Below are 22,120 nucleotides of genomic sequence, written 5' to 3'. Positions count from 1 at the left end.
GGAAGGAGCAAGATATAAATGAGTAAAACAATGGAGCGAACATTGATTGAGGTTGCCAAAATACATGACCTTCCCATTCAAGTCGGAAAAGAAGTGAATGTTAGAGGACGAGAAATTGCCCTGTTCCGTTTAACAAACGGGAAAGTAAAAGCAGTTGAAAATAAATGTCCACATAAAGAAGGTCCACTTTCTCAAGGGCTAGTTAGCGGAGAGTTTGTCTTTTGCCCTCTTCACGATTGGAAAATCGATCTTGATAATGGCCTTGTACAGAAGCCTGATGACGGATGTGTACAAACCTTTGAAATAAAAGTGATTGACGACACTGTTTTTATACGAATTTAGTCATGCAACTACTTCCCTAAGAAAGGCTGAGTTAAATTGAGTGATTTTTTAGACTATTTCAGATCGAAACAGCTAGGTAAAGGTACAGAAAAGGTAATGCGAACACAGTGTCCTTACTGTAGCGTTCAGTGCTCTCTAGATTTAATCGAAGAAACAGTCGTAACCCGGAAACGATTTAAAACAAAGCCTAATAAACAAGATCCGACTTCGCAAGGTCGTCTGTGTATAAAAGGAGCAAACGCTCACCAACACGTGTTTCATGGTGAGCGTGTGACCCATCCCTTAATTAAAATTGACGGGGAATTTGTGAGAATTCCTTGGGAGCTTGCCTTAGAATATATTGCTGATAAATTTAGAAACCTTCAAAAAGAAATTGGTAAAGATACGATAGGTGTCTACGGCGGTGGTTCACTTACGAATGAGGAAGCTTATTTGCTTGGGAAATTTGCTCGAGTGGCTTTGAAAACAAAACATATCGATTATAATGGCCGTTTTTGTATGAGTGCTGCAGCGACTGCAATGAATGATGGGTTCGGTATTGATCGAGGACTTACGAATAGCCTTTCAGAAATACCTGATACGAAATGCATTATTTTAGTTGGAACGAATATCGCTGAATGTCAACCGACGATTCTCCCTTATTTTAGACAAGCGAAAAAGAATGGTGCTTTTATTATCGTCATTGATCCTCGAGAAACGGCAACAGCAAAACTTGCAGATTTACACCTTCAAGTACAGCCAGGAATGGACGCATATGTAGCTAATGGCATACTAAAAGTCATTTTAGATGAAGGATATGCAGACAAAGAATTCATTGATAATCGAACGAATGGTTTTAAGGACCTTGAGGATTTAGCTAAGAACATGAATCTAGAAGAAACAGCTCGCTTAGCTGGTGTACCTGTAGAACACATTTATGAAGCTGCACGAAAATACGGACAGGCAGAAACAGGGATGTTATTCACTGCACGAGGTGTGGAGCAGCATGCACATGGATATGAAAATGTTCGTCAGTTTATCAATCTCGTTTTAGCAACTGGAAAAATAGGAAGATATGCATCTGGGTACGGAGCTATTACTGGTCAAGGAAACGGCCAAGGGGGTCGAGAACACGGTCAAAAAGCTGACCAACTTCCTGGTTATCGTTCTATAGAAAATGATGAGGACCGAAAATATATTGCAAAAGTTTGGGGAGTTGAAGAATCAGAATTACCTAGAAAAGGAGTTTCTGCCTATGAAATGATGGAGAAAATTGAACAGGAGGAGATAACCGGATTATTTGTGATGGCATCTAATCCTGTTGTCTCTAATCCTAACGCTATTTTTGTAGAAAAGGCATTAAATAAGCTTAAATTCCTCGTCGTGGCTGATATGTTTGTATCTGAAACTGCTAGAATGGCAGATTTAATCCTCCCCTCCTCTTCTTATCTAGAGGATGAAGGAACAATGACAAACTTGGAAGGGCGTGTCGTATTACGAAAAGCAGAGCGCAAAGCACTTAGTCATGTAAGACACGATTGGGAAATTTTAAGTGAATTAGCGGAAGAACTCGGTTATGGAGAAGCTTTTGATTATGAGTCTTCTGAAGATATATTTAACGAACTACGTTTAGCTAGCAAGGGAGGAAAAGCAGATTATTTCGGAATTACATATGACCGGCTGAACGAAGAAGGTGTTTTTTGGCCATGCCCGGAAGAAAGGCATCCTGGCACTTCACGATTATTCGATAGTTCCTTCGGCCATGAAGATGGGAAAGCCTTGTTTTATCCGATAAAGAAACCATATTTACTAGAGTCCGCATCAACAAAATTCCCTTTATATTTAACAACGGGCCGAATTATGGATCACTATTTATCCGGAACGCAAACGCGAAGAAGTCCTGATTTAATTAAACGGGTCAAGGAACCACTGCTCGAAATACATCCTGATACAGCTGCTGACTATGGGATTGAAGATGGGGCCTTGTTTCAGCTTCAATCGAAGCGAGGAAGCATGCTGATTAGAAGTAAATTTAGTAGAAAAATTCGTCGGGATACAATTTTTGCTCCGTTTCATTGGGGAGATTCCCAGTCAATAAACCGTATCACTGACCCAGTACTAGATCCATTTTGCAAAATGCCTCAGTTTAAAGTGTGTGCTGTAAAGATCACCCCGTTAATAGAAAGAGAGTTCGTACATCAAGGTCAAGGAGGGAACGCTTTTGAAACAGTGGATTAAAGAAATCGCAAAAGGTAAAAAACGAGCAAAGGATCTGACGTATGAAGAAGCTACCCTTGCTTCTCAGTCTGTAATAAACGGTGATGCTTCAGATGTTCAAATTGCTGCTTTCTTAATTGCTGAGAGGTTGAAAACTGAATCACCTGATGAAGTTGCCGCATTTGTTCATTCATTTCGAGAGTCAGCATCAAAGATTCATTTACCTCAAGAAATTTCTAGTAGATTAATTGACTTTTCCGGTCCATATGATGGGAGAAAAACGTTTGCAGCAACGATTCCAGTCTCAATGTTACTAGCAGAAAAAGGAATCCCCGTCTATTTACACGGAAGTGATACATTGCCGCCAAAATACGGTACTTCCTTAAAAGATATTTTTCAAAGTATGGGTATTCCTGTTCAATTAACGGCAAGTCAAATTGCACAGTCCATTGAAAAAAACAATATTGGCTTTGCTTGGACAGAATACCTCTGTCCCCCGCTCGCAAGAATCCGAACTGTTCGAGAAGAGATCGAAGTCCGATCCTTTATTAACATCGCCGAGAAACTATTAAATTTAGCAGATTCACAAGGCATTAATCTAGGAATTTTTCACAAAACAGTATTAAATACAAATGTCGCAATCTTAAGACGGTTAGGCTTTCAAAAAGCTTACATTGTGCAAGGAGCTGAAGGATCTGAAGACCTTCCAATCCATAGAAAGAGTTTCGTTTATGAAGTGACAGCAAATGAGGTAAAACCTTTCGATTTAAATCCAGACGATTATGGTCTGTTTTGCAGGAAAGATCCTTCCAAAGAAGTCATAACAGCTGAGAGGCAAACAAAATTGATCACTGCTATTTTAGAAGGTAACACTTCTGAAAACTTAGACTACTACCGAAACCAAGTGATTTTTAACACTGCTGTCAGGTATTTTTTATACGGTTATGCTACTTCAATCGATCAGGGAATTACGTTTACTTTAGAGCAATTGAGAGCTGGCAAAGGTGCAAGACATTTAAATAAATGGCGCAACTTTTCACGAAATATCCTAGACCTTTCTCAAAAGTTTCAGTTTAGTGATAAGGTGGTAGCTCACTAAACAACGGTAGAATCGCTCGCAGGCTGAATTGCAATGTTAAGTATAAAATGAAAGGAGCAATCCGATGAACATAGGAAAAGTAATTCTCGTAGGTGCAGGCCCTGGAGACCCGGAGTTATTAACGATAAAAGGAATGAAAGCGATTATGAAGGCGAATGTCATTGTGTACGATCGTCTTGTGAACAAAGAATTACTTCGCTATGCTGATCGGAAGGCAAAACTGATTTACTGTGGAAAAATGCCTGATCGTCATATGATTCCGCAGGAGGACATCAATAACATTCTCGTTGAGTATGCCTATAATGGTGAGATCGTTGTTCGCCTTAAAGGAGGCGATCCTAGTATTTTTGGCAGAGTTGGTGAAGAAGCAGAGCATTGTGCAGAACACGATGTTCCCTTCGAAATTGTACCAGGGATCACCTCAGGTATCGGTGCAGCAACTTATGCTGGAATTCCGTTAACTCACCGTGATTTCAGCTCCTCTTGTGCATTTATCACTGGACACAAGCGAGCAGATCAAGTAGAAAAACAAATTCAATGGGAAAAACTCGCTACCTCTATTGATACACTCGTTTTTTATATGGGTGTCGGTAATCTTAATATGATCCAGCAGCAGTTAACATTCCATGGACGTTCTATCCATACTCCTGTTGCACTCGTTCGCTGGGGAACAATGGAACAACAGGAAACAATCATTGGAGATCTCGGTAATATTGTTGAAAAAGTGGAAGCAGCAAATTTTAAGTCCCCTGCAATTATTATCGTAGGTGAAGTCGTTCGCCTGCGAGAAAAACTAGCCTGGTTTACAGAAAAGGCTTCGGAAGAACTAAAATTAACTCATGTTTAAGACTTTCATGACATTCATTTAAATGAGTTATCATTTACGATCAGCTGGATATTCAAGGCCGATTTGTTTCCTTGCTTCTTCCATTATTTCTGATGTAATGAGTGATTTATCATACGAATTAACGTTCGACTCTACTCTGTTGTTTTTTATTAAATGTATAAACTCATCCACTTCATAGTACATAGAGTTTTTAAGTTGTTGTTCCTGGAATACTTCATTCGAACCGTCACGATATTGAATTTCTACACGTTCTGGCGGATTGAGTTTATCGATAATCATTGTTCCATATTCTCCTTGGATTTCAGACGGAAGCGAAGAGTCTGTTATTTTAGAATGGAAAATAACCGATTCCATTTCGTCATACTTTAATAGCAGGCTTCCTTCTCCATCTACCCCAGAAGACAATAAATACCCAGTAGCTTTTACTTCATTTGGTTGTCCAAAAAACACGACTGATGGATAAATACAGTAAACACCGATATCCATTAAAGATCCATTTGAATAGGTAGGATCAAAGGCATTTAATGTGTTTCCCTTTTTAAATGCCTCGTAACGAGACGAATATTGACAATAAGAAGATACGAATCTCCGAATTGGTCCTAATTTATGCATATGTTTTCCTATGATTTTAAAGTTTGGGACAAAGGTTGATTTGACAGCTTCCATTAATAATACATCGTTCTTTTTGGCTGTATCAATCATCTTCTGTACCTCATTTGCATTTGATGCCATTGGTTTTTCAACTAGAACATGCTTTCCATGATTCATGAAAAGGCATGCTTGTTCAGCGTGACATGAATTGGGACTCGCAATATAGACAGCATCTATATGGTCGCTAGCGGCCATAGCTTCTAGAGATGTAAACGTATCGTTCACGTGGTATTTATGAGCGAATTGTTCTGCTTTTTCTTTTGTTCTTGAGTATACTGCAGACAGGTCAAAGTCAGTTTGTTGACGAGCAGCATCAATAAACTGTTCTGTTATCCAATTTGTTCCTATTATTCCAAATCGTATCAACTTTCTCCCCCCCCCATTATGTTATAATATTTTTCTTGAATTTTATGAATCATTTTGTGAATATACAAGTCAAGTATATAACTAGATCGATTACATTTAAATATAATCATTTTCCGTTACCTAAAGGAAATAGGTGATTCGTACAACAAACAGAAAAAAGAAAGAGTACATCCAAAAGGTGTGATAACCTTTCTAGACATACCCTCGAAATATTTTCTCATTTAAAACTATTTTTTCAGACGATATTCATTTTCTACCCCTTCTTTTTCCTCTACACCATTATTTTCTCCAGATTCTTCTTCCTTATCTTCTTCGTTTGCAACGGGGACTGGTTTTAGGCGCAACTTCTCTTTACTTAGACGCAACTTCTCTTTACTTAGGCGCAACTTCTCTTTACTACTGTATCTTTCTCTATCAGCTGGTAACTCATCAGCCGTTACATCTTTCTCATAAAGACGCCATCAACTGTTGATCGAATAACACTTATATCTTGTTCCTCTGCTTGTTTGACTAGCATGCCTCTTGATGCCTGGCCTACTTCTGTATCTGTTTGACCTCGGATTTCAATCAACAGACTTCCAGCCCCAGCTATTCCATATGCATTTCTTGCGATATCATGAAAGTCTCCACCTGGGTATCTTGTTACATTAGCAAAGCCAAATTGATCCATATGATCCTTTTCTCTTAATTCACTCATTAAATAAATTGAATATTAAAAATAATGAAACGTGAATAAACTTATAATAGCTAATGTACTGATTTATTTTATAGTTTTTTGAAGCGTGTGAACTTTTCCGTATTTACTATTTGGTTACTTTTACAGCCTTAACATTTTTAATCCTGCTACCAATAAATGTAATCCCCTCGACCTCACCACCTTTTATGAGAAATTCTACGATATAAGGAAAGAAGACATTAATAACAAACTTATGATCACCTATTTGATAAAGTGCCTGATCTCCATTTCTAGAGTGTGAGAGGTGTAAACTACCCTCTTTTTCAATGACATGATACGATGTATCGAGCTCCCTGCTTTCGTATTTTCCTTTATAAATCGAACTTTCAGTTGGCTGAAACGGCTTCAGTTTTTTCAGAGGGATAAGATTACCTTTTGTTTTAACCACACTATTTTTACCTAAATATAAATCTAGGTTTAACTGCTCAACTTTAAAATGGTTACCAGATATATGGACTAAAGGTGCCTCTCCATAGGAGTTCTTCATATAGGGGATACCACCAATATTCGATATATGAAAGGTCATGAACATGGAATCTGATGAAAGAAGATAGTAGCCTTCAACACCTTCTATATTATTTTCATCACGATACTCTATTGGCTGCTCTTCACCTCTTTTATTTTCTTCATATTTGAAGACAGCGTCTGCCACAGCTAGTACTGCATCTTTCATCAATATGTTTTGCGTATTTGAAAAGATGATTATATCTATATCATCATCTGGAAATCTCATAGTTGCACTTCTGTAAGCCGCATCTGCCCCACCATGCTGGATATAGCGATGTCCTTTATATTCTCCGACAAATAGACCGCCAGCATAGCTGTTTTCTGTTCCGTCCATTAATTTCCTGGTTTCAGACATCAAGTCTACTGTTTCATGACTGCAGATTACTGGTTGTTTAAAGTTCTCGAACCATTTTAGAAAATCTGCAGCTGTTGTGTTAAGAGATGTCGCACCGTATGTACCATAGTTCAGAACACTGTACACAAAATGTCCTGATCCATCATCATAATAGGAATTCGCCCTTCTTGGAATAACCTTCCAATAATTTTCTTTAAAAAATGTGCTATCCATTCCTAACGGTTTAAAGATTCTTTCTGTAGCAAATTCATTTAATGTTTTATCTGATATCCGTTCAACAATCTCTGCAAGCAATGTAAAATTAGAGTTGCTGTAAAGCATTTCGGACTGGGGCTGAAAATTTAGGTGTTCTTGTCTGCTAATCAACGATAGAACGTCTCGTTGTGTGATAGTATCTACAATTCTTACACCACATAAGTCTAACAGTTCCCATTGATCTCTGATCCCGCTTACGTTGTTCATCAATTGCCGTATCGTCACAGACTCTTCAAAGTTTATGTATTCATTTACGTATTTTCTCACATCATCTTCAATGTGTAACTTCCCGTCTTCTTGGAGTAATAGGATACACATAACGGTTATCTGCTTTGATACGGAAGCAACATGTCCGCCGCCATTTCCAATGACGGCGGATTTTGACATTTTAGGAATTAATATTGACGTTACATGAGGTAGATTATATGTGACAATGGATTTTTGAGAAAAATATCCATTACGGAAGAAAGGCAAAATAAAAGCCCCAAAGAGATGACCGTCTCTTTGAGGCAAAAACATTTTCAAAAACCATGATTATCATAAAACATATCTCTAAATCTATCAAGGGGTACTTGAGGAATTACCATGAAGTACCACCCGTCTATAATGAACCATGCCCATTATGTGGAAGTAACCTTCATAAACATGGTTATTACAAAAGAACAGTCCTTACAAAGTCAAAGAGTTATATCCTTCGGATTTATCGCTGGAGATGCTCGAATCAAACTTGTAGACAAACAATCTCTATTCTCCCTGACTTTTTAATACCATATCGAGCTCATTACACATTGATCTATGAGAGTTTCTTTTTGAGGATTTTTCATAAAAGAGAAACGTATCAAAGTGCTAATCTAAAGATAACACGTGGCTACCCTTATCTTATACCAAAGGGAACCTTGAAACGTTGGAAACGACAATGTAATAAACAACTTCAACGTCTCACCCAGCAAATGTTAAAAATGTTATTAAGGGTGTATCCTGCCTTCAATGTTGGATCAAAGGTCCGTCACCCGAATGTGGCGGAGACTCTTATTCAACTCATCTTAACCGTTTGGAAAAAAGTTCATCCTTCGAATCCTTACCCCTTCTACGGTTTTCTCCCATGGATAAATTTGCTTATACAAGAATAAATGCCTCGCAATGGAATTTCCTTCAGGAAGTCTTTCACCGACATCATCAATGCCATTTTGTATTCGCCTAAAATACGGCTAATAATAACCATAAAGTTCCAATAAGGGTCGTGAAATCCCACAGAACTTGTCCCCTCTTCAATTGAGCCCCTTTATAAGAAAATAGAAAAGACATTTTATTTAAAGGAGGCAGGAGATGGACGAACAACTGAGAACAAACATCGCACTATTTCGGTTTGGTTTAATATCAAACGTTGTAACCAGAACCTTGGAAAAAGGAGAATTATCACAACATCTAAGATCTATATCCAATCAAAAGCACATCAATGCATATGGAGAAGAGCAAACCATTAGCAAACGAACACTCGAACGTTATCTTCAACTTTATCGTCAAGGAGGCTTCGAAGCACTAAAACCTAGTAAACGTGCAACATGTACATCAAGAGTGATTGGAGAAGAAGTATTAACGAAAGCGATTAGATTGAAAAAGGAAAAGCCTGAACGCTCTGTCGAGCAAATCATTCGTATTCTAGAGTTAGCAGGTGTTATTAAACAAGGAGAAATATCAGAGAGTACGTTATCGAAACAATTAAGAAAGCTAAATATTACGAGAAAGAAATTAAGAGGATCAAAGTCGGGGAGTTATCGTCGTTTTGAGTTCCCTTATCGAAATGCATGTTGGCAAGGGGATGTTCAACATACACTTTATCTTCCAGATCCTAATAAACCAGAGCGTAGACTCACTGCGAAACTCATTGCATTCATGGATGACTATTCAAGGTCCATCGTCCATGGCGAATTTTACTTTCAGGAACGAGGACCACAATTAGAAGACTGTTTACAAAAAGCAATGATTTCTCAAGGGAAGCCTGAACAAATTTACGTCGATAACGGAGCAGTATATCGATCGGATATTTTAAAACTTGCATGTGCAAAGTTAGGGATTAAACTTTCCCACTCTAAACCTGGACGTCCTGAAGGACGTGGGAAATTAGAGCGCTTTTTCCAGTTTGTCGATACCTCTTTTAAAGTTGAAGCTTATGACTTAATCGAATCTGGAAAAATACAAACCATTGAGGAACTAAATCATTATTTTCAAATTTGGTTAGGTACGTTCTATCATGAACGCAAACATGGAGAAACAAAGCAAACACCTAGAGAGCGTTTTGAAGAAAATGATCATCCACTCGTTTTTCCCACATTAGAAGAAATGAAGCAAGCATTCTTATGGGAGGAAAAGAGAAAGGTAGATAAGACAGGGTGTATATCCTTTCAAAATAATAAATATGAAGTAGATTCTGTGCTTAGTGGCAGTGAAATTATTGTTCGATACGACCCAATCGATTTAAATCATCTTGAAGTGTGGCACGATGGAAAAAGCTTTGGTATGGCAAACGCTTTGGAAGTTCATCGAACAATTGATAGACGGTTCATTATGGAAGAAGAAACACAAGAAGAAATAAAAACACAATATAACTTTTTAGAACTCATCCTTCCTGAGCATGAAAAGAAAAAGAAAGAGCAATTGGGACGCTTAAGTTACAGTTCCATTATAAGAGGTGAAGACAAATGATAGCAGCTTATTTTGGGTGGGAAAAAACCCCTTTTCAAAAACAAATATTAACGCATGATTTATTCCAATCCGAACAGTTCGAAGAAATGCAAGCAAGACTCGAATTCATGATTAACCAAAGAGAATTCGGCCTTATCACAGGAGAAGTTGGTGCAGGAAAAACAACCGCCCTACGGGCTTTGCATGACCGTCTTGTATCAAGTGAACATGTTTTTCTTTATTTATCAGATTCATCTTTAAAACCAAGGGATTTTTACCGAGAGATGCTTGTGCAAGTTGGGATTGAACCAATGTTTTTAGCAAGTGATCTGAAAAGACAATTCAAAGCCGCTCTACTAGACTTATATCAAAACAAGGAAAAAACACCGATTGTAGTGATCGATGAAGCACACCTTTTATCGCCTACAATGTTGCAAGAAATTCGTTTCTTAACAAACTTTGAAATTGACTCATTATCCCCTTTAGCACTTATTTTAGTGGGGCAACCAGAATTACGTGATAAAATACGCCTTCGAAGTCTAGAAGCTATTTCTCAACGAATTACAACTCGTTTTCATTTAGTAGGATTAACGTATGATGAAATGAAAGAATATATAGAGCATCATTTGAAAGTTGCAGGCGAAGAAAGACAAATATTTACGGAAGCTGCCATGAAGAATATTTATACGTACACAAAAGGAATTTTACGATTAACAAATCGTTTATGTACAGAGTGTTTATTAGATTGCGTTGCGAGAAAAGATAAGTTAGTTGACGAAGATACCGTAGAAAGAGTAATCGCTGACCAGAGATATTAAATAAACAATTTGACTTCGGAAAGGGTTAATTTAATGGAGACCAAATTAAGTACCATTACCATAAAAAGCATGAGCATGGATGACAAGATGGAACTGCTTAAACAAATAGAAAAAGAAAATGAAGAATTAAAGAAGCAAAACAAAGAGTTAATCAAAGCAATTTAAAAGCATAGAGAGCATATAGAAATGAAATTATTATTATAATTATCTCCCTCGTCTTAAAGACGGGGATTTTTTATAGCTGACAAAAAAGTGGCGGTTAAAAGAAGGAAAACGAAATGGCGGTTCCGAAGGAAGTTAGTCAACGACAGTGACGTTTCCGAAAGAACCGTCATTTAATATGGCTTCTGACAGCAACATGAAAAACTGTTTTATCTGTTATCGGTATACGATACTCAATGCTAGCGTAGCCAAAGTTTTTCTTATAAATTAGATCGTTGCCTTGCCTGACAACCACTTGACCACCTGGACATACGCCCTCTTGCCATTTAGAAAAAATGGTTCCGATCTTCTGTTCAATGTCTTTCATCACTGCACCTCTTTAATAAATACTTATTTTCTATTTCGTGATAATGATGAAGATATCCTTTTCTCGTGTAAACATTCAATGAACTTTTACTGGAAGAATTCTAGGTAAGAAAGCATGTATAAGGGAATAAATGGTGAAATCGTTTTTGTAAACTGATAAGCTTATATAGAGAATGAATGCAGGATGAAAGGAGAAAATATGATCATAAGACAAGCGACTACGGATGACTGGAAAGGGATTGCCCATGTTCATGTTGATTGTACACACACGGCATACCAAGGAATTTTACCTTCTACTATATTAAAGAAGTTTACATACAGCGATCGGGAAAAAAGGTGGCAAAAAGATCTCCCAAAATCAACAAGTGGCGGAACGAGAACATTTGTTGCAGTAAATCATCAAGATGAAATTGTTGGCTTTGCCCTAGCGGGTACGATGAGAGACCCACGGTTACGCATTAAATATACTGGAGAAATATATGGCATCTTTGTCCACCCTGAAGTGCAGGGAGAAGGACTTGGGAGGAAGCTATTTGAAAGTGTGACTCAATATTTAGCTTCCATTCATCATTCCTCGATCGCTTTGTGGACGTTTAAAGGTCACGAATCAACTTCTTTTTTCAAACATCTATGTGGTGTTGAAGTGTATGAAAAGGAAACAACCATTGCAGGAAAAGAATTGAAAGAATGTGCCTTTGGATGGGATGGTATTAGACGTTCTCTTATATTAATGAAGAATTAAACTAAATGTCTTAATTGTTGTGTCTAATAATATTAATTCTAGATTTGGAGAAGACAATGTTAGCTTAATTAAATGACTACGTACTAGCACTTATACGATGAAGACACATTTGGTAATTACAGAATAATTCGCGGAGGAAGTTTGGCAGAAGACGTTGATGTGGAGCTACCTGTCGTCGAAAAACTATGCCTGATTTTTATATAGAAGATACTATATTTTGAATTGCTAGATCTATTGTTTAATAATATACCGTCGCTTCCTGCAGGAATGCAGAGGTTACCACATCTTTGTGAAAGTTCGTGAAAAAAAGCTAGGCGCTAGAGTCGCCGACTATCGTTATTTCAAGTACACGATGATATTTAAATGACATATTAATTAGCTAGATAAAACGAGCTGGGAGATGTTGTATTCCAGCTCATTTTATCTCATTTATAAGGACTTTTGAAACAAACACATTTTTTAGCTAGATTAAGAATTGTGAGAGCCACTTCTTTTTTGTCCTTCAACTTTATAAAATGACTTTCTCATGGAAATGACAACTCCACCTATTCCAGAAAGACAAAATAAAACAATCGAAAATATAAGATACTCAATGTAATCGACAAAACTAAGGATATTCTGAAAGCTCACTATAGCCACAATGACACTAGAAATAATCCCTAATAAACTTGGTAAATATTTGATAAAACGAATATGAGGAACCTTCCAGAGTATAAGTTCACTTATCACGTAAAGACCGATAGCTGTTATGATTGATAAATATAGTAAATGATTCACTGTGTTCCTCCCTTTCAAATATTGTTTTTAGTCTGATATTATGTATTTTCATGACTTTTATCACAATTAAGCCATCCCCTTCCTTTTATTTGATTCGTCATTACAATAAGATTGAGTAAAAGGACCTAATTCCACTGTATAATTTATAGTTCTCTCCTTTTTGATAAATTCCTTTTTATAATGTGAAGAGATCTAAATCTTTTAATGTATTTTTCAAAATATTCACTCTAAAATCGCAGGAATTATTCACTTTTTATAGAACCTTAATTGATTAAGACGGTTTTGAGGGGGGAAAGGCATGAAAAGAGTGACGGGAATTGGCGGAATTTCCTTTAAAGCAAAAAATCCAAAAGATTTGTCTGATTGGTATCGTAATCATTTTTATATTCATCAAATGCATGACGGGAGTGCGATCTTCGAATGGAGGAGTTATAACGACCCCGACAAAACAGGACATACGATGTGGGCAACCTTTCCTGAAGCGTCTAAGTACTTTATTAAAAGTGACGCCTCTTTTATGATAAATTACCGGGTTGATGATTTATATCAGCTTATTCAAGACCTCGAACTTGAAGGCATATCAATTTATTCTGGTCCTGTTAAAACGGAGCATGGCCTTTTCGCCTGGCTGTTAGATCCTGAAGGTAATCCTGTTGAATTGTGGGAGCCACCAGAAATCGAACATGAAGATGAAGCAAATAAAATGGATTAATCAATGTTACTCAATTTTTACGAAGAACTAAAATACGCTAGAAACCCATAACATCCCGATCAAGCCAAAAATAAAGGCATAAGTTGCACTAAAAGCATGTCCGTCACCATGACTTTCTGGTATCAATTCTTTATAAACAATGTAAAGCATGGACCCTGCTGCAAATGCTAGTCCAAAAGGAACCATTAATGAAACATAGCTCGTTAAAACAAATCCTGCAATAGCAGAAACATATTCAACCAATCCGGTTAATAGTACAATAAAAAAGGTCATTACTTTATTTACCTTTTGCTGGATTAAAAAAAGTGCAACCAAAAACCCTTCCGGCAAGTTTTGTAAACCGATCGCTAAAGCAATCATTGGACCAAGGTTTTCAACCCCACTCGCAAAACTAACACCTACTGAAAGACCTTCTGGCAAATTATGAAGGGTGATTGCTGCAATGATTAATAACGCCTTTTCGTCAATATCTGCTTTCACTTTGCCGTGATCAAGGTGTATATGAGGGATATTCTGTTCAAGTACGGTTAAAATAAATACTCCAGTTAATAGACCGATCGTAACAAGAAGAATATCAGAATAAATGAGTGCTTGAGGAATTAATTCGAATGCAGACACTGAGACCATCACGCCTGCACAAAAAGCTAATAGGATATCTCTGAAATTATGTGTAGCCTTTTGGAAAATGAGTGCAGGAACTGCCCCTAGTCCTGTTGAAGCTGAGGCAAATGCACTTAATATAAGAAAGTCAGTCATATGTCCCTCCGTGTCACTACGAAAAAATAATCGTATGCTTTTCATCATGTATATAACGATGAAGTATAAACTATGAATGGAGACGATTAAAAACTATGAATGACAACGGAAGATTAAAAATAAATATAATTTAAACGACCGTTTAATAAGCGATCGATTCATTATTTATGAAGTTCACCTGAATATGATGATAAGCAGACACATTCATATTAAAAAAATCTAGATTAAATTGTCTAAAGTAAATACACATAATAAGCTAGTTATAATGAAAGAGGTGAATCGGTGAATTTTGAAAAGCTCCACCACGCTGTTATATTTGCTACTCATGCACATCGTCACCAAAATCGAAAGACTGAAAATGTTCCTTACATCACACACCCTTACACTGCCGCTTTGTTTGCGATACCTTATGTCGAGAAGGAAGCATTTACAGAAGATGAAAAAACAGATATCATCACAGCAATTATCTTACATGATGTGTGGGAAGATACCGACACTCTGCTCTCAACAATTGAAGAACGTTTCGGAAAACTTGTTTCTCAACTAGTCAAAGGTGCTTCAGAATCAGATAAAACCCTCCCTTGGCTTGAACGCAAACAAGAAACGATTCATAAATTGAATGGTGCTACGCTTGCTCAAAAATATGTCATTTGTGCAGACAAAATTCACAATTTAACTTCAATTATACAGTCTGATGAATTTTCAACAGGCGAAATTTGGAAATATTTTAAATCAGAAAAAGATCTTCAACGTTGGTATTATGAAAGTATTTATGTGGCGCTTATTGACGGAACGAGTGAGAACCATTTATTTTTTGAACGTTTAAAGAAACTTATCGATAAAGCCTTTACATCATAGTTTGACATAGATCAAAGACGTTTAAATCATTTATATACCACTTATAGCAAACATATTAAGAACATAAAATAAAAAACTTAATAGGAAGGAAATTTATTATTTTTGGAGTAGGAGTTATATGGTGTTATAAACTGGTAAAGCAGCCAATGATATAAGATATATCGAGGAACAAAGAAAGCAAAACCTTAGCGCCTCCCCCTCACTAATTCAGAGAATTTGAAGGGGAATGCGGCGCTAATTTTTGTTCAATTTTAATATTGTTTCCATCTTTGATTCTTTCTTTTATTTCCATGACTACTCGAACTCGAACGATACTTTCAAGTTTGCGAGGTTAGCGCAGTCCTTAGGCAAAAGTCGATAGAATTTTGCTGTCAAGTACTATGTTCCTTCTATTTTTTCTTAGCCTTATCGACTTTTTGATTGATCGATTCTTGATAGAGGTCAGCGTAAGTTTTTGAATCTTCAATCAGCGCATCGCAGAAAGCAGCAACGTCTGTTCCTGTGACTTCAAGCACCCCTTTCCCAGCAGCTGCGCCTTCTTCAAAGAAGCTGAGAATTTCCGAGAGCAGTCCGATACCTTCGTTTAGCTCAACTGGACCGACTTTGAAGAGATATTTTTGGATCTCTTTATAGACAATTTGATAATCTTGTGGAGGCGCTTTGATACGCGAAACATGGGTTCTCCATTCTTTCTTGCCTTCGATGATTTTTTTGATACTCATTTCAGTCCTCCTAATTTTCTTGCTACGTTCTTGTTGAGTTAGTCACGCCATTTATCTCTATAAGTTTTTGCACCTTCGTCACCAACAAGAGCTGCACAGAAGCCTTGGATATCATCTCCTAGTACTTCTTCGACACTCTGGCCATCTGCTGATGTAACTTCAAGCAGTTCGAGCACTGTCAAGAACTGGCATCAGATTACGACCGGTGAAATCTCCGTGAATCCAGAGATTACTTATAATCTCCTCCCAAGCAGTTTGATATTCAGCTGGCAAGACTTTTGCTCGTGCTTCAAAGCTTTTCATTTGTTTAGTCATATCGCTGCCGGTTATTTTTTCTAAAAAGTTCATTGGTAGTCTCCTCCTTAAATATACTAAGCTGTTCAGCAAAGTTCTCATTATTTAATCGCATCGTTGAGTTTATGACGTTGCTTATTAATCCACGATATTGCATCAATGACGAGAGTATACAGAAGGCTACGTCGTTGCCAGCAAATACTTTAGCACGTTTACGATCAGCTTATGCTTCTTCAAGAAGGTCGCTGATGTGATTGACGAATATCGTTTTTTGGCAATCCATCACGCCGACAGAGTTCCTAAGAAATTTTTGCATCGCTTTGCAGGCGTTGTAGTAGCCTTTAGGTAAGGCTTTTGAGCAGTTTTCCATTTCACCCCATGTTTTTTTCGTTAAAAAATCCAAAGATTTTAGCGAAAATACTCATGTTTATTCTTCATTATTTTGCTTTTAATTCGTTTATTTTACTTGAGATAAAGTTCCATTTTGCCCAGAAACTTTCCAGTTCTAGTTGGCCAGCTTCATTAATCCGATAAAATTTGCGCGGTGGTCCCATCGTGGATGACTTTTTCCCAATATCCACGAGTTTATTTTTTTCGAGTCGCATCGTGATGGTGTAAACTGTTCCCTCTACAATGTCGCTAAAGCCTAGTGCTCGCAGCTGCTGCGTGATTTCATAGCCGTAAGTTTCGGCACGGCTAATGATCTCAAGCACACACCCCTCAAGTACCCCTTTCAGCATTTCTGTGATAGTTTCCAAATTTATCACCCATTTGTATTTCATTATATTTTTTCAGCACTCTGTACCACAAGTATTAAGCAATACTGATTACCGGTATAAGTAACGCAGAATAGCATAACTTGTCAAGCATAAATCTTTTCTTCAAAAAGCGCTTTGTTACGAGGTTCATATGCTTTTGCGCTGCGGAGAAGGAAACACTACGAATGCAGACGAAGTGCAGTACGAACAGATGTCGCACTTGTGGCCAAGAGTTCCGCAATAAGCGATTCGAGCAATTCAATTAAAATTAATGTTAAAAAAGAGGCTGGGACAAAACCCAGTAAATAAAAATAGAGAGGCGCTCATCCCAATGTTTGGGTGGAGTGCCTCTCTTTATTTTTATACTCTGCTGAACTTTGTCGTTGATTTTCGCTACAGGATGCTCGCTTGCCTCGGGCATTGCCTCAGCTTCCTCGGGAAAACCGCCCTGCGGGATCTTCGCCGAATGCTTTTCCCGAAGGCGTCTCGCCCCTTTCGCTACAATCAACTAATTTTTTGAAACAAAAAGGACACCTTCTGATAAAATTAAAGTAACCACACAATAACTAAACCGGGGGTGTCCTTATGTTTAAATATTATAACATGGATCAAGTTATTTTGCCGTTAGATTTAGAAGTAAAGCTTCAGGAAAAGGATATTGCCTACACTGTAATGATCTTGTGGAACAGATACCTGATGAAGCCTTCGCCAGTTTTTTTGCGTGAAACGGGCAACCCAGCTTACCATCCAACGGTCTTCGGATTTTTGAAGGCTAATTTGGGCTTCACTCGAATGTCCGTGAGAGGCAAAGAGAAAGTAAAAAATGAATTAGGGTTTGCATTCATAGCGGTGAACTTGAGGAAGTACACCGCTAGAACACCTCATTCATCCATAGACAATAAAAACAATCCAACAAAAAATGGTTCCAATCATCAGTTATTGATGTTTGGAACCATTTTTCATTATTTTTGGCTAGTTATGTCCCAGCCCCGCATATCTTTTACCCCTCTAATAATAGAGATTCTGGATCTTCAATTAATTCTTTTACTTTCACTAAGAATCCGACAGCATCTTTACCATCGATGATTCGGTGATCATATGATAAAGCAATGTACATCATTGGGCGATTTTCAAAGTTATCTTTATCAATTGCAACCGGACGCCATTGGATTGTATGCATTCCAAGAATACCAACTTGAGGTGCATTTAAAATTGGTGTAGACCATAAAGAACCAAATACTCCACCATTCGTAATTGTAAATGAACCACCCTGCAAATCATTTAACCCGAGCTTTTTAGAGTGAGCTTTATCTGCAAGATTACCAATTTCTTTCTCGATACCAGCGAAATCAAGACGGTCAGCGTCTCGAACTACTGGTACGACTAACCCTTCTTCAGTAGAAACGGCAACACCGATATCGTAAAATTTCTTAAGGACGATCTCGTCTCCTTGAATTTCAGCATTTACATACGGATATTTCTTTAATGCACCAATAACCGCTTTTGTAAAGAAGGACATAAATCCAAGTTTAACACCATTATCGTCTAAGAACTTATCTTTTCTTCGTTTACGTAAGTCCATTAAATTTGTCATATCTACTTCGTTGAATGTAGTAAGCATTGCTGCAGTTTGCTGAGCTTCGACGAGACGTTTCGCAATCGTCTGGCGGCGTCGTGACATACGAATTCTTTCAACTGGCTTAGCAGGATCATCGTTTGGTGTTTCTTTCTTTTCTTCTTTCGGTTGTGATTTTACAGCTTGTGATTTTTGCTCATGTTCAACAATATCTTCTTGACGGATTCTTCCTAACGGATCTCGAGCAGAGATGTCGTTTAAGTCGATCCCTTTTTCCCTAGCTAACTTACGTGCTGCAGGTGATGCAATTGGCCGGGAAGGAGTTTCATTGTTACTTTTCGCTTCTTCAACTTCTTTAACCTCTTCTTGCTTTGGTTCCTCTGTTTTCGGAGCATCTGTAGAGGCAGACTGGTCCTCTCCGCCAGCTCCAGCTTCACCGTTAGCATCAATCTTTGCAATCACATCACCGACTTTAACTGTATCACCAGATTCAGCTAGCGTCTCTTTCAAAACGCCTGATTCCTCTGCAGAAATTTCGACATTCACTTTATCTGTTTCAAGTTCAAGGATATCTTCACCTTTTTCAACGTAGTCACCAGGTTGTTTTAACCATTCTGCGACTGTTCCTTCTGTAACGGATTCTGCTAATTCAGGTACTTTTACTTCGATCATTCGTTAGTCTCTCCCTTCAAATTACGTTTCAAAGCTTCTTGGATGATTCGTTTCTGTTCTTTTTTATGAGCTTTTGGGTCACCTTCCGCAGTACTGGATCGACGACGTCTACCAATATATTTTACTTCTGTTTGACCATTTGCCAATTGTTCAAGTTGAGGCAGTATATAATGCCACGCTCCCATATTTTGCGGCTCTTCTTGTACCCAAACGATTTCTTTGATATTCGTATATTTCTCTAACAAGTTCACAACTTGTTTTTTAGGGAATGGATATAGTTCTTCTATACGAGCTATATGGAGCCATTCTGTATCCTCAATTGCACTAAGTGACTCTTCAAGATCAACTGCTATTTTTCCAGTACAGAAAACAATTCGTTCAACTTTTGAATGATCGCTTCCTAGTCCAGCTTGTTCTACAATTGGATTAAATGAACCTTCAGATAGTTCCGTTGCGCTTGATGCAACCTTTTCGTTCCTCAAAAGACTTTTCGGAGTCATGATCACTAGTGGGCGAACTTCATCTTTTCCTAACAGGTTAGCCTGCCTTCTTAAAATGTGGAAGTATTGACTAGCCTTCGTTAAATTAGCAACATGCCAATTGTTTTCAGCAGCCAACTGTAAGAAACGTTCAACACGACCACTAGAGTGTTCTGGACCTTGTCCTTCATAACCATGTGGCAAAAGTAATACTAGACCTGATTTTTGGCCCCACTTGGCATGTCCAGCAGAAATAAATTGATCAAACATAACTTGGGCACCGTTTGAGAAGTCACCAAATTGGGCTTCCCAAATTGTTAACGTCTCTGGTGCATGAACATTATAGCCATATTCGAAACCGACACATGCCATTTCAGATAACGGACTGTTGTGAATGGCGAAAGAGGCTTTTGCAGACTTCATCGAATGTAACGGTGAATATGTTTCATCGTTTTCATAATCATGTAAGACGATATGACGGTGGGCAAATGTCCCTCTTTGAGTATCTTGTCCTGTTAGTCGAATCGGCGTACCTTCGCTAATCACACTTGCTAACGCAAGAGTTTCTGCTAAAGCCCAATCGACTTTACCACCTTCATCCAATGCATGAGTACGTCTCTTTAAAATCTTCTCAAGCTTCGGAAAAACATTGAAGCCTTCCGGAAATTCTAAAAGCTCTTCATTTAGCTTTTTTAATAACTTAAGGTCAATTTTCGTATCTACATTATCTAGCGTTTCTTGAACATATTGCGGTGGTGCCATTACTTCATCAATTGTTTCTCTTACTTGACCTTTAATGCGGTCAAACTGATTTTCTAATTTTTCATTAAATGATTCTTTCATTGAAGGCACATCTTCGGCATTAACAAGACCTTCTTCAACAAGCTTTTGACTGTATAGTTCAAAAACTGTTTTATGTTGTTTAATTTTTTTATACAAACTTGGCTGTGTTGCTAATGGTTCATCCATTTCATTATGTCCATAGCGACGGTATCCAATCAGGTCAATTAAAATATCTTTATTGAAGTTTCTTCGGTACTCGTATGCTAAGTGCATTGCTGAAATACAAGCTTCTGGATCATCTGCATTAACGTGGATAACAGGAATGTCAAATCCCTTTGCAAGGTCACTAGCATAGTTCGTTGACCGAGAATCGCCACTAACCGTTGTGAATCCTATCATATTATTTGCGATAAGATGAACAGTCCCTCCTGTTGAGTACCCTTTAATCTTACTTAGATTCAATGTTTCAGCAACTACCCCTTGCCCAGGAAACGCTGCATCTCCATGGATAAGAATTGGCATTGCTTTCTTTTTATCTTGCTTTGGATAGCCTGGCTCTGAACGGTCATCTTGAGCTGCTCTTGCGAAACCTTGGACAACTGGATTGACAAATTCTAGATGACTCGGGTTGTTGGCTAATGTAACCGTTGCTTCGACTGTACTTTCTTTAATTTCTCTGTCAGCACCTAAGTGATACTTTACATCACCAGTCCACCCATAGTTAATTCCTTTAGACCCTTCAGATGGGACTAAATCTTTATTCGGAGCATCGTGAAATTCAGAAAAAATGATTTCATATGGTTTTCCTAATACGTGAGCAAGCACATTTAGTCGACCTCGGTGTGCCATACCGATCATGATGTTTCGCGTACCGTCTTCGACTGCTTCGCGAACAATTTCGTCAAGCATCGGTACCATGGAGTCTAATCCTTCGATTGAAAATCTTTTTTGTCCTTTAAATGTTTTATGAATAAAGCCTTCAAAACCTTCAACTTTATTTAACTGTTCTAACAATTCTCTTTTCTTTTCTTTTGAAAATTGAGGACGGTATTCTCCGGACTCTACCATTTTGTATAACCAGTTACGTTCTTTTATGTCTTGAACTTGATTAAATTCAAATGCTAAAGTATTCGAATAAACCTTTTTTAAATGGTCAATTGCTTCTTGTCCATTATTTACGTTAGCAGGAGAATCCGGGCTTAGTAGTTCTGCCGGTACTGCTTTTAATGCTTCTTCTGATAAGTCATATTGTTCAAGATTGAAAATATCGGTCGTTTCTCTTTCTTCGACTGGAGAAATATTCGCTAATAAGTGACCGTTTCTGCGGATAGATTCTGCGAGCTTGATTGCATTTGCTGCGGCGTAAAATTGCTCGGGAGATGATGAAACCTTCTCACTTGCTGGCCCACGATTCTGTTGTGGTACATCCTTCTCTTCAGGAGCACCCCATTTTTCAAAGAAATGTTGAAGCTCTTCGTTTACTAATCTAGGATCATCTAAATAATCTTCGTAAACTTCAAGCATGTAACCAAAGTTAGGGCCGTAAAATTGACTCCATCCTTGGTCTAAGCGAACACCTTTTTTTGCCATGACCTGAAACCTCCATTGT

At 37.8% G+C, this 22,120-nt stretch carries 21 protein-coding genes and 2 pseudogenes; 11 read left to right on the top strand and 12 right to left on the bottom strand.

Annotated features, from left to right (window positions below; all coding sequences use genetic code 11):
• Positions 1 to 18: 18 nt before the first annotated feature.
• From nirD to cobA, 4 genes are all read left to right on the top strand, one after another.
• Complete coding sequence (gene nirD / locus CD001_RS16575) at positions 19 to 342, top strand: nitrite reductase small subunit NirD (protein WP_096188751.1); 324 nt, start codon at positions 19 to 21, stop codon at positions 340 to 342.
• A gap of 36 nt (positions 343 to 378) precedes the next feature.
• A complete protein-coding gene (gene nasC, locus CD001_RS16570) occupies positions 379 to 2,559 on the top strand; it encodes an assimilatory nitrate reductase catalytic subunit NasC (RefSeq protein WP_455423362.1) in 2,181 nt (726 codons plus the stop codon).
• Positions 2,543 to 3,637 (top strand): anthranilate phosphoribosyltransferase, encoded by a 1,095-nt coding sequence (locus tag CD001_RS16565; RefSeq protein ID WP_096188750.1) that lies wholly within the window; start codon positions 2,543 to 2,545, stop codon positions 3,635 to 3,637. Before nasC ends, CD001_RS16565 begins: the two co-directional genes overlap by 17 nt.
• A gap of 64 nt (positions 3,638 to 3,701) precedes the next feature.
• Positions 3,702 to 4,484, top strand: coding sequence for a uroporphyrinogen-III C-methyltransferase (cobA, locus tag CD001_RS16560; RefSeq protein ID WP_096188749.1), 783 nt, complete (start codon positions 3,702 to 3,704; stop codon positions 4,482 to 4,484).
• A gap of 30 nt (positions 4,485 to 4,514) precedes the next feature.
• On the opposite strand, the gene CD001_RS16555 is transcribed toward cobA, so the two are convergent.
• The 4 genes from CD001_RS16555 to CD001_RS16545 all read right to left on the bottom strand — a co-directional run bounded on the left by CD001_RS16555 (position 4,515) and on the right by CD001_RS16545 (position 7,828).
• Positions 4,515 to 5,498: a Gfo/Idh/MocA family protein gene (locus CD001_RS16555; RefSeq protein WP_306454111.1), complete on the bottom strand. Its 984-nt coding sequence runs from the start codon at positions 5,496 to 5,498 to the stop codon at positions 4,515 to 4,517.
• 230 nt (positions 5,499 to 5,728) lie between these two features.
• Positions 5,729 to 5,887 carry a hypothetical protein gene (locus tag CD001_RS26500; RefSeq protein ID WP_179298789.1) on the bottom strand — a complete coding sequence of 53 codons (159 nt, stop codon included), beginning with the start codon at positions 5,885 to 5,887 and terminating at the stop codon, positions 5,729 to 5,731.
• Positions 5,888 to 5,937: 50 nt separating this feature from the next.
• Positions 5,938 to 6,171 carry a hypothetical protein gene (locus tag CD001_RS16550; RefSeq protein ID WP_096188747.1) on the bottom strand — a complete coding sequence of 78 codons (234 nt, stop codon included), beginning with the start codon at positions 6,169 to 6,171 and terminating at the stop codon, positions 5,938 to 5,940.
• Between the two features lie 133 nt (positions 6,172 to 6,304).
• Positions 6,305 to 7,828 (bottom strand): serine hydrolase domain-containing protein, encoded by a 1,524-nt coding sequence (locus tag CD001_RS16545; RefSeq protein ID WP_179298788.1) that lies wholly within the window; start codon positions 7,826 to 7,828, stop codon positions 6,305 to 6,307.
• A 56-nt stretch (positions 7,829 to 7,884) separates the two neighbouring features.
• Between CD001_RS16545 and CD001_RS27350 the strand changes: the two genes are divergently transcribed.
• From CD001_RS27350 to CD001_RS16530, 3 genes are all read left to right on the top strand, one after another.
• Positions 7,885 to 8,484: a DUF6431 domain-containing protein gene (locus CD001_RS27350; protein ID WP_407081092.1), complete on the top strand. Its 600-nt coding sequence runs from the start codon at positions 7,885 to 7,887 to the stop codon at positions 8,482 to 8,484.
• Between the two features lie 196 nt (positions 8,485 to 8,680).
• Positions 8,681 to 10,057 (top strand): DDE-type integrase/transposase/recombinase, encoded by a 1,377-nt coding sequence (locus tag CD001_RS16535; RefSeq protein WP_096186329.1) that lies wholly within the window; start codon positions 8,681 to 8,683, stop codon positions 10,055 to 10,057.
• Positions 10,054 to 10,854 carry an ExeA family protein gene (locus CD001_RS16530; RefSeq protein ID WP_096186330.1) on the top strand — a complete coding sequence of 267 codons (801 nt, stop codon included), beginning with the start codon at positions 10,054 to 10,056 and terminating at the stop codon, positions 10,852 to 10,854. The genes CD001_RS16535 and CD001_RS16530 overlap by 4 nt, the downstream gene beginning before the upstream one ends.
• A gap of 331 nt (positions 10,855 to 11,185) precedes the next feature.
• On the opposite strand, the gene CD001_RS16525 is transcribed toward CD001_RS16530, so the two are convergent.
• The gene (locus CD001_RS16525; RefSeq protein WP_096188745.1) at positions 11,186 to 11,383 is read right to left on the bottom strand and encodes a serine hydrolase; all 198 of its coding nucleotides are present in this window, start codon (positions 11,381 to 11,383) and stop codon (positions 11,186 to 11,188) included.
• A 198-nt stretch (positions 11,384 to 11,581) separates the two neighbouring features.
• On the opposite strand from CD001_RS16525, the gene CD001_RS16520 reads away from it, so the two are divergent.
• Positions 11,582 to 12,124 (top strand): GNAT family N-acetyltransferase, encoded by a 543-nt coding sequence (locus CD001_RS16520; RefSeq protein WP_179298787.1) that lies wholly within the window; start codon positions 11,582 to 11,584, stop codon positions 12,122 to 12,124.
• Positions 12,125 to 12,592: 468 nt separating this feature from the next.
• On the opposite strand, the gene CD001_RS16515 is transcribed toward CD001_RS16520, so the two are convergent.
• Complete coding sequence (locus tag CD001_RS16515; RefSeq protein ID WP_096188743.1) at positions 12,593 to 12,901, bottom strand: hypothetical protein; 309 nt, start codon at positions 12,899 to 12,901, stop codon at positions 12,593 to 12,595.
• 298 nt (positions 12,902 to 13,199) lie between these two features.
• On the opposite strand from CD001_RS16515, the gene CD001_RS16510 reads away from it, so the two are divergent.
• Positions 13,200 to 13,613 (top strand): VOC family protein, encoded by a 414-nt coding sequence (locus tag CD001_RS16510; RefSeq protein ID WP_096188742.1) that lies wholly within the window; start codon positions 13,200 to 13,202, stop codon positions 13,611 to 13,613.
• A 27-nt stretch (positions 13,614 to 13,640) separates the two neighbouring features.
• Here the strand turns inward: CD001_RS16510 and CD001_RS16505 are convergent, their stop codons facing one another.
• The gene (locus CD001_RS16505) at positions 13,641 to 14,369 is read right to left on the bottom strand and encodes a ZIP family metal transporter (RefSeq protein WP_096188741.1); all 729 of its coding nucleotides are present in this window, start codon (positions 14,367 to 14,369) and stop codon (positions 13,641 to 13,643) included.
• Between the two features lie 282 nt (positions 14,370 to 14,651).
• Here CD001_RS16505 and CD001_RS16500 point away from each other — a divergent pair, with 282 nt between their 5' ends.
• Positions 14,652 to 15,227, top strand: coding sequence for an HD domain-containing protein (locus CD001_RS16500; protein ID WP_096188740.1), 576 nt, complete (start codon positions 14,652 to 14,654; stop codon positions 15,225 to 15,227).
• Between the two features lie 389 nt (positions 15,228 to 15,616).
• On the opposite strand, the gene CD001_RS16495 is transcribed toward CD001_RS16500, so the two are convergent.
• The 3 genes and pseudogenes from CD001_RS16495 to CD001_RS16485 form a co-directional block, all read right to left on the bottom strand.
• Positions 15,617 to 15,949 carry a DUF1048 domain-containing protein gene (locus tag CD001_RS16495; RefSeq protein WP_096188739.1) on the bottom strand — a complete coding sequence of 111 codons (333 nt, stop codon included), beginning with the start codon at positions 15,947 to 15,949 and terminating at the stop codon, positions 15,617 to 15,619.
• Positions 15,950 to 15,987: 38 nt separating this feature from the next.
• Positions 15,988 to 16,297, bottom strand: a pseudogene (locus CD001_RS16490) (DUF1048 domain-containing protein).
• A gap of 383 nt (positions 16,298 to 16,680) precedes the next feature.
• Positions 16,681 to 17,001 (bottom strand): PadR family transcriptional regulator, encoded by a 321-nt coding sequence (locus CD001_RS16485; RefSeq protein WP_096188738.1) that lies wholly within the window; start codon positions 16,999 to 17,001, stop codon positions 16,681 to 16,683.
• Between the two features lie 585 nt (positions 17,002 to 17,586).
• Here CD001_RS16485 and CD001_RS26945 point away from each other — a divergent pair.
• Positions 17,587 to 18,087, top strand: a pseudogene (locus CD001_RS26945) (hypothetical protein).
• Here CD001_RS26945 and odhB read toward each other — a convergent pair.
• Both odhB and CD001_RS16465 read right to left on the bottom strand, forming a co-directional pair.
• A complete protein-coding gene (odhB, locus tag CD001_RS16470) occupies positions 18,002 to 19,249 on the bottom strand; it encodes a 2-oxoglutarate dehydrogenase complex dihydrolipoyllysine-residue succinyltransferase (RefSeq protein WP_096188735.1) in 1,248 nt (415 codons plus the stop codon). The pseudogene CD001_RS26945 and the gene odhB overlap by 86 nt on opposite strands.
• On the bottom strand, positions 19,246 to 22,101 hold the full coding sequence (locus CD001_RS16465) for a 2-oxoglutarate dehydrogenase E1 component (protein ID WP_096188734.1): 2,856 nt from the start codon (positions 22,099 to 22,101) through the stop codon (positions 19,246 to 19,248). Before CD001_RS16465 ends, odhB begins: the two co-directional genes overlap by 4 nt.
• Positions 22,102 to 22,120: the final 19 nt, after the last annotated feature.

This window comes from Evansella halocellulosilytica, from assembly GCF_002335745.1.
Classification (GTDB): domain Bacteria; phylum Bacillota; class Bacilli; order Bacillales; family Salisediminibacteriaceae; genus Bacillus_CA; species Bacillus_CA halocellulosilytica.
Note: the sequence above shows the minus strand (reverse complement) of the source record. Positions and strands in the feature narration are given on the sequence as shown.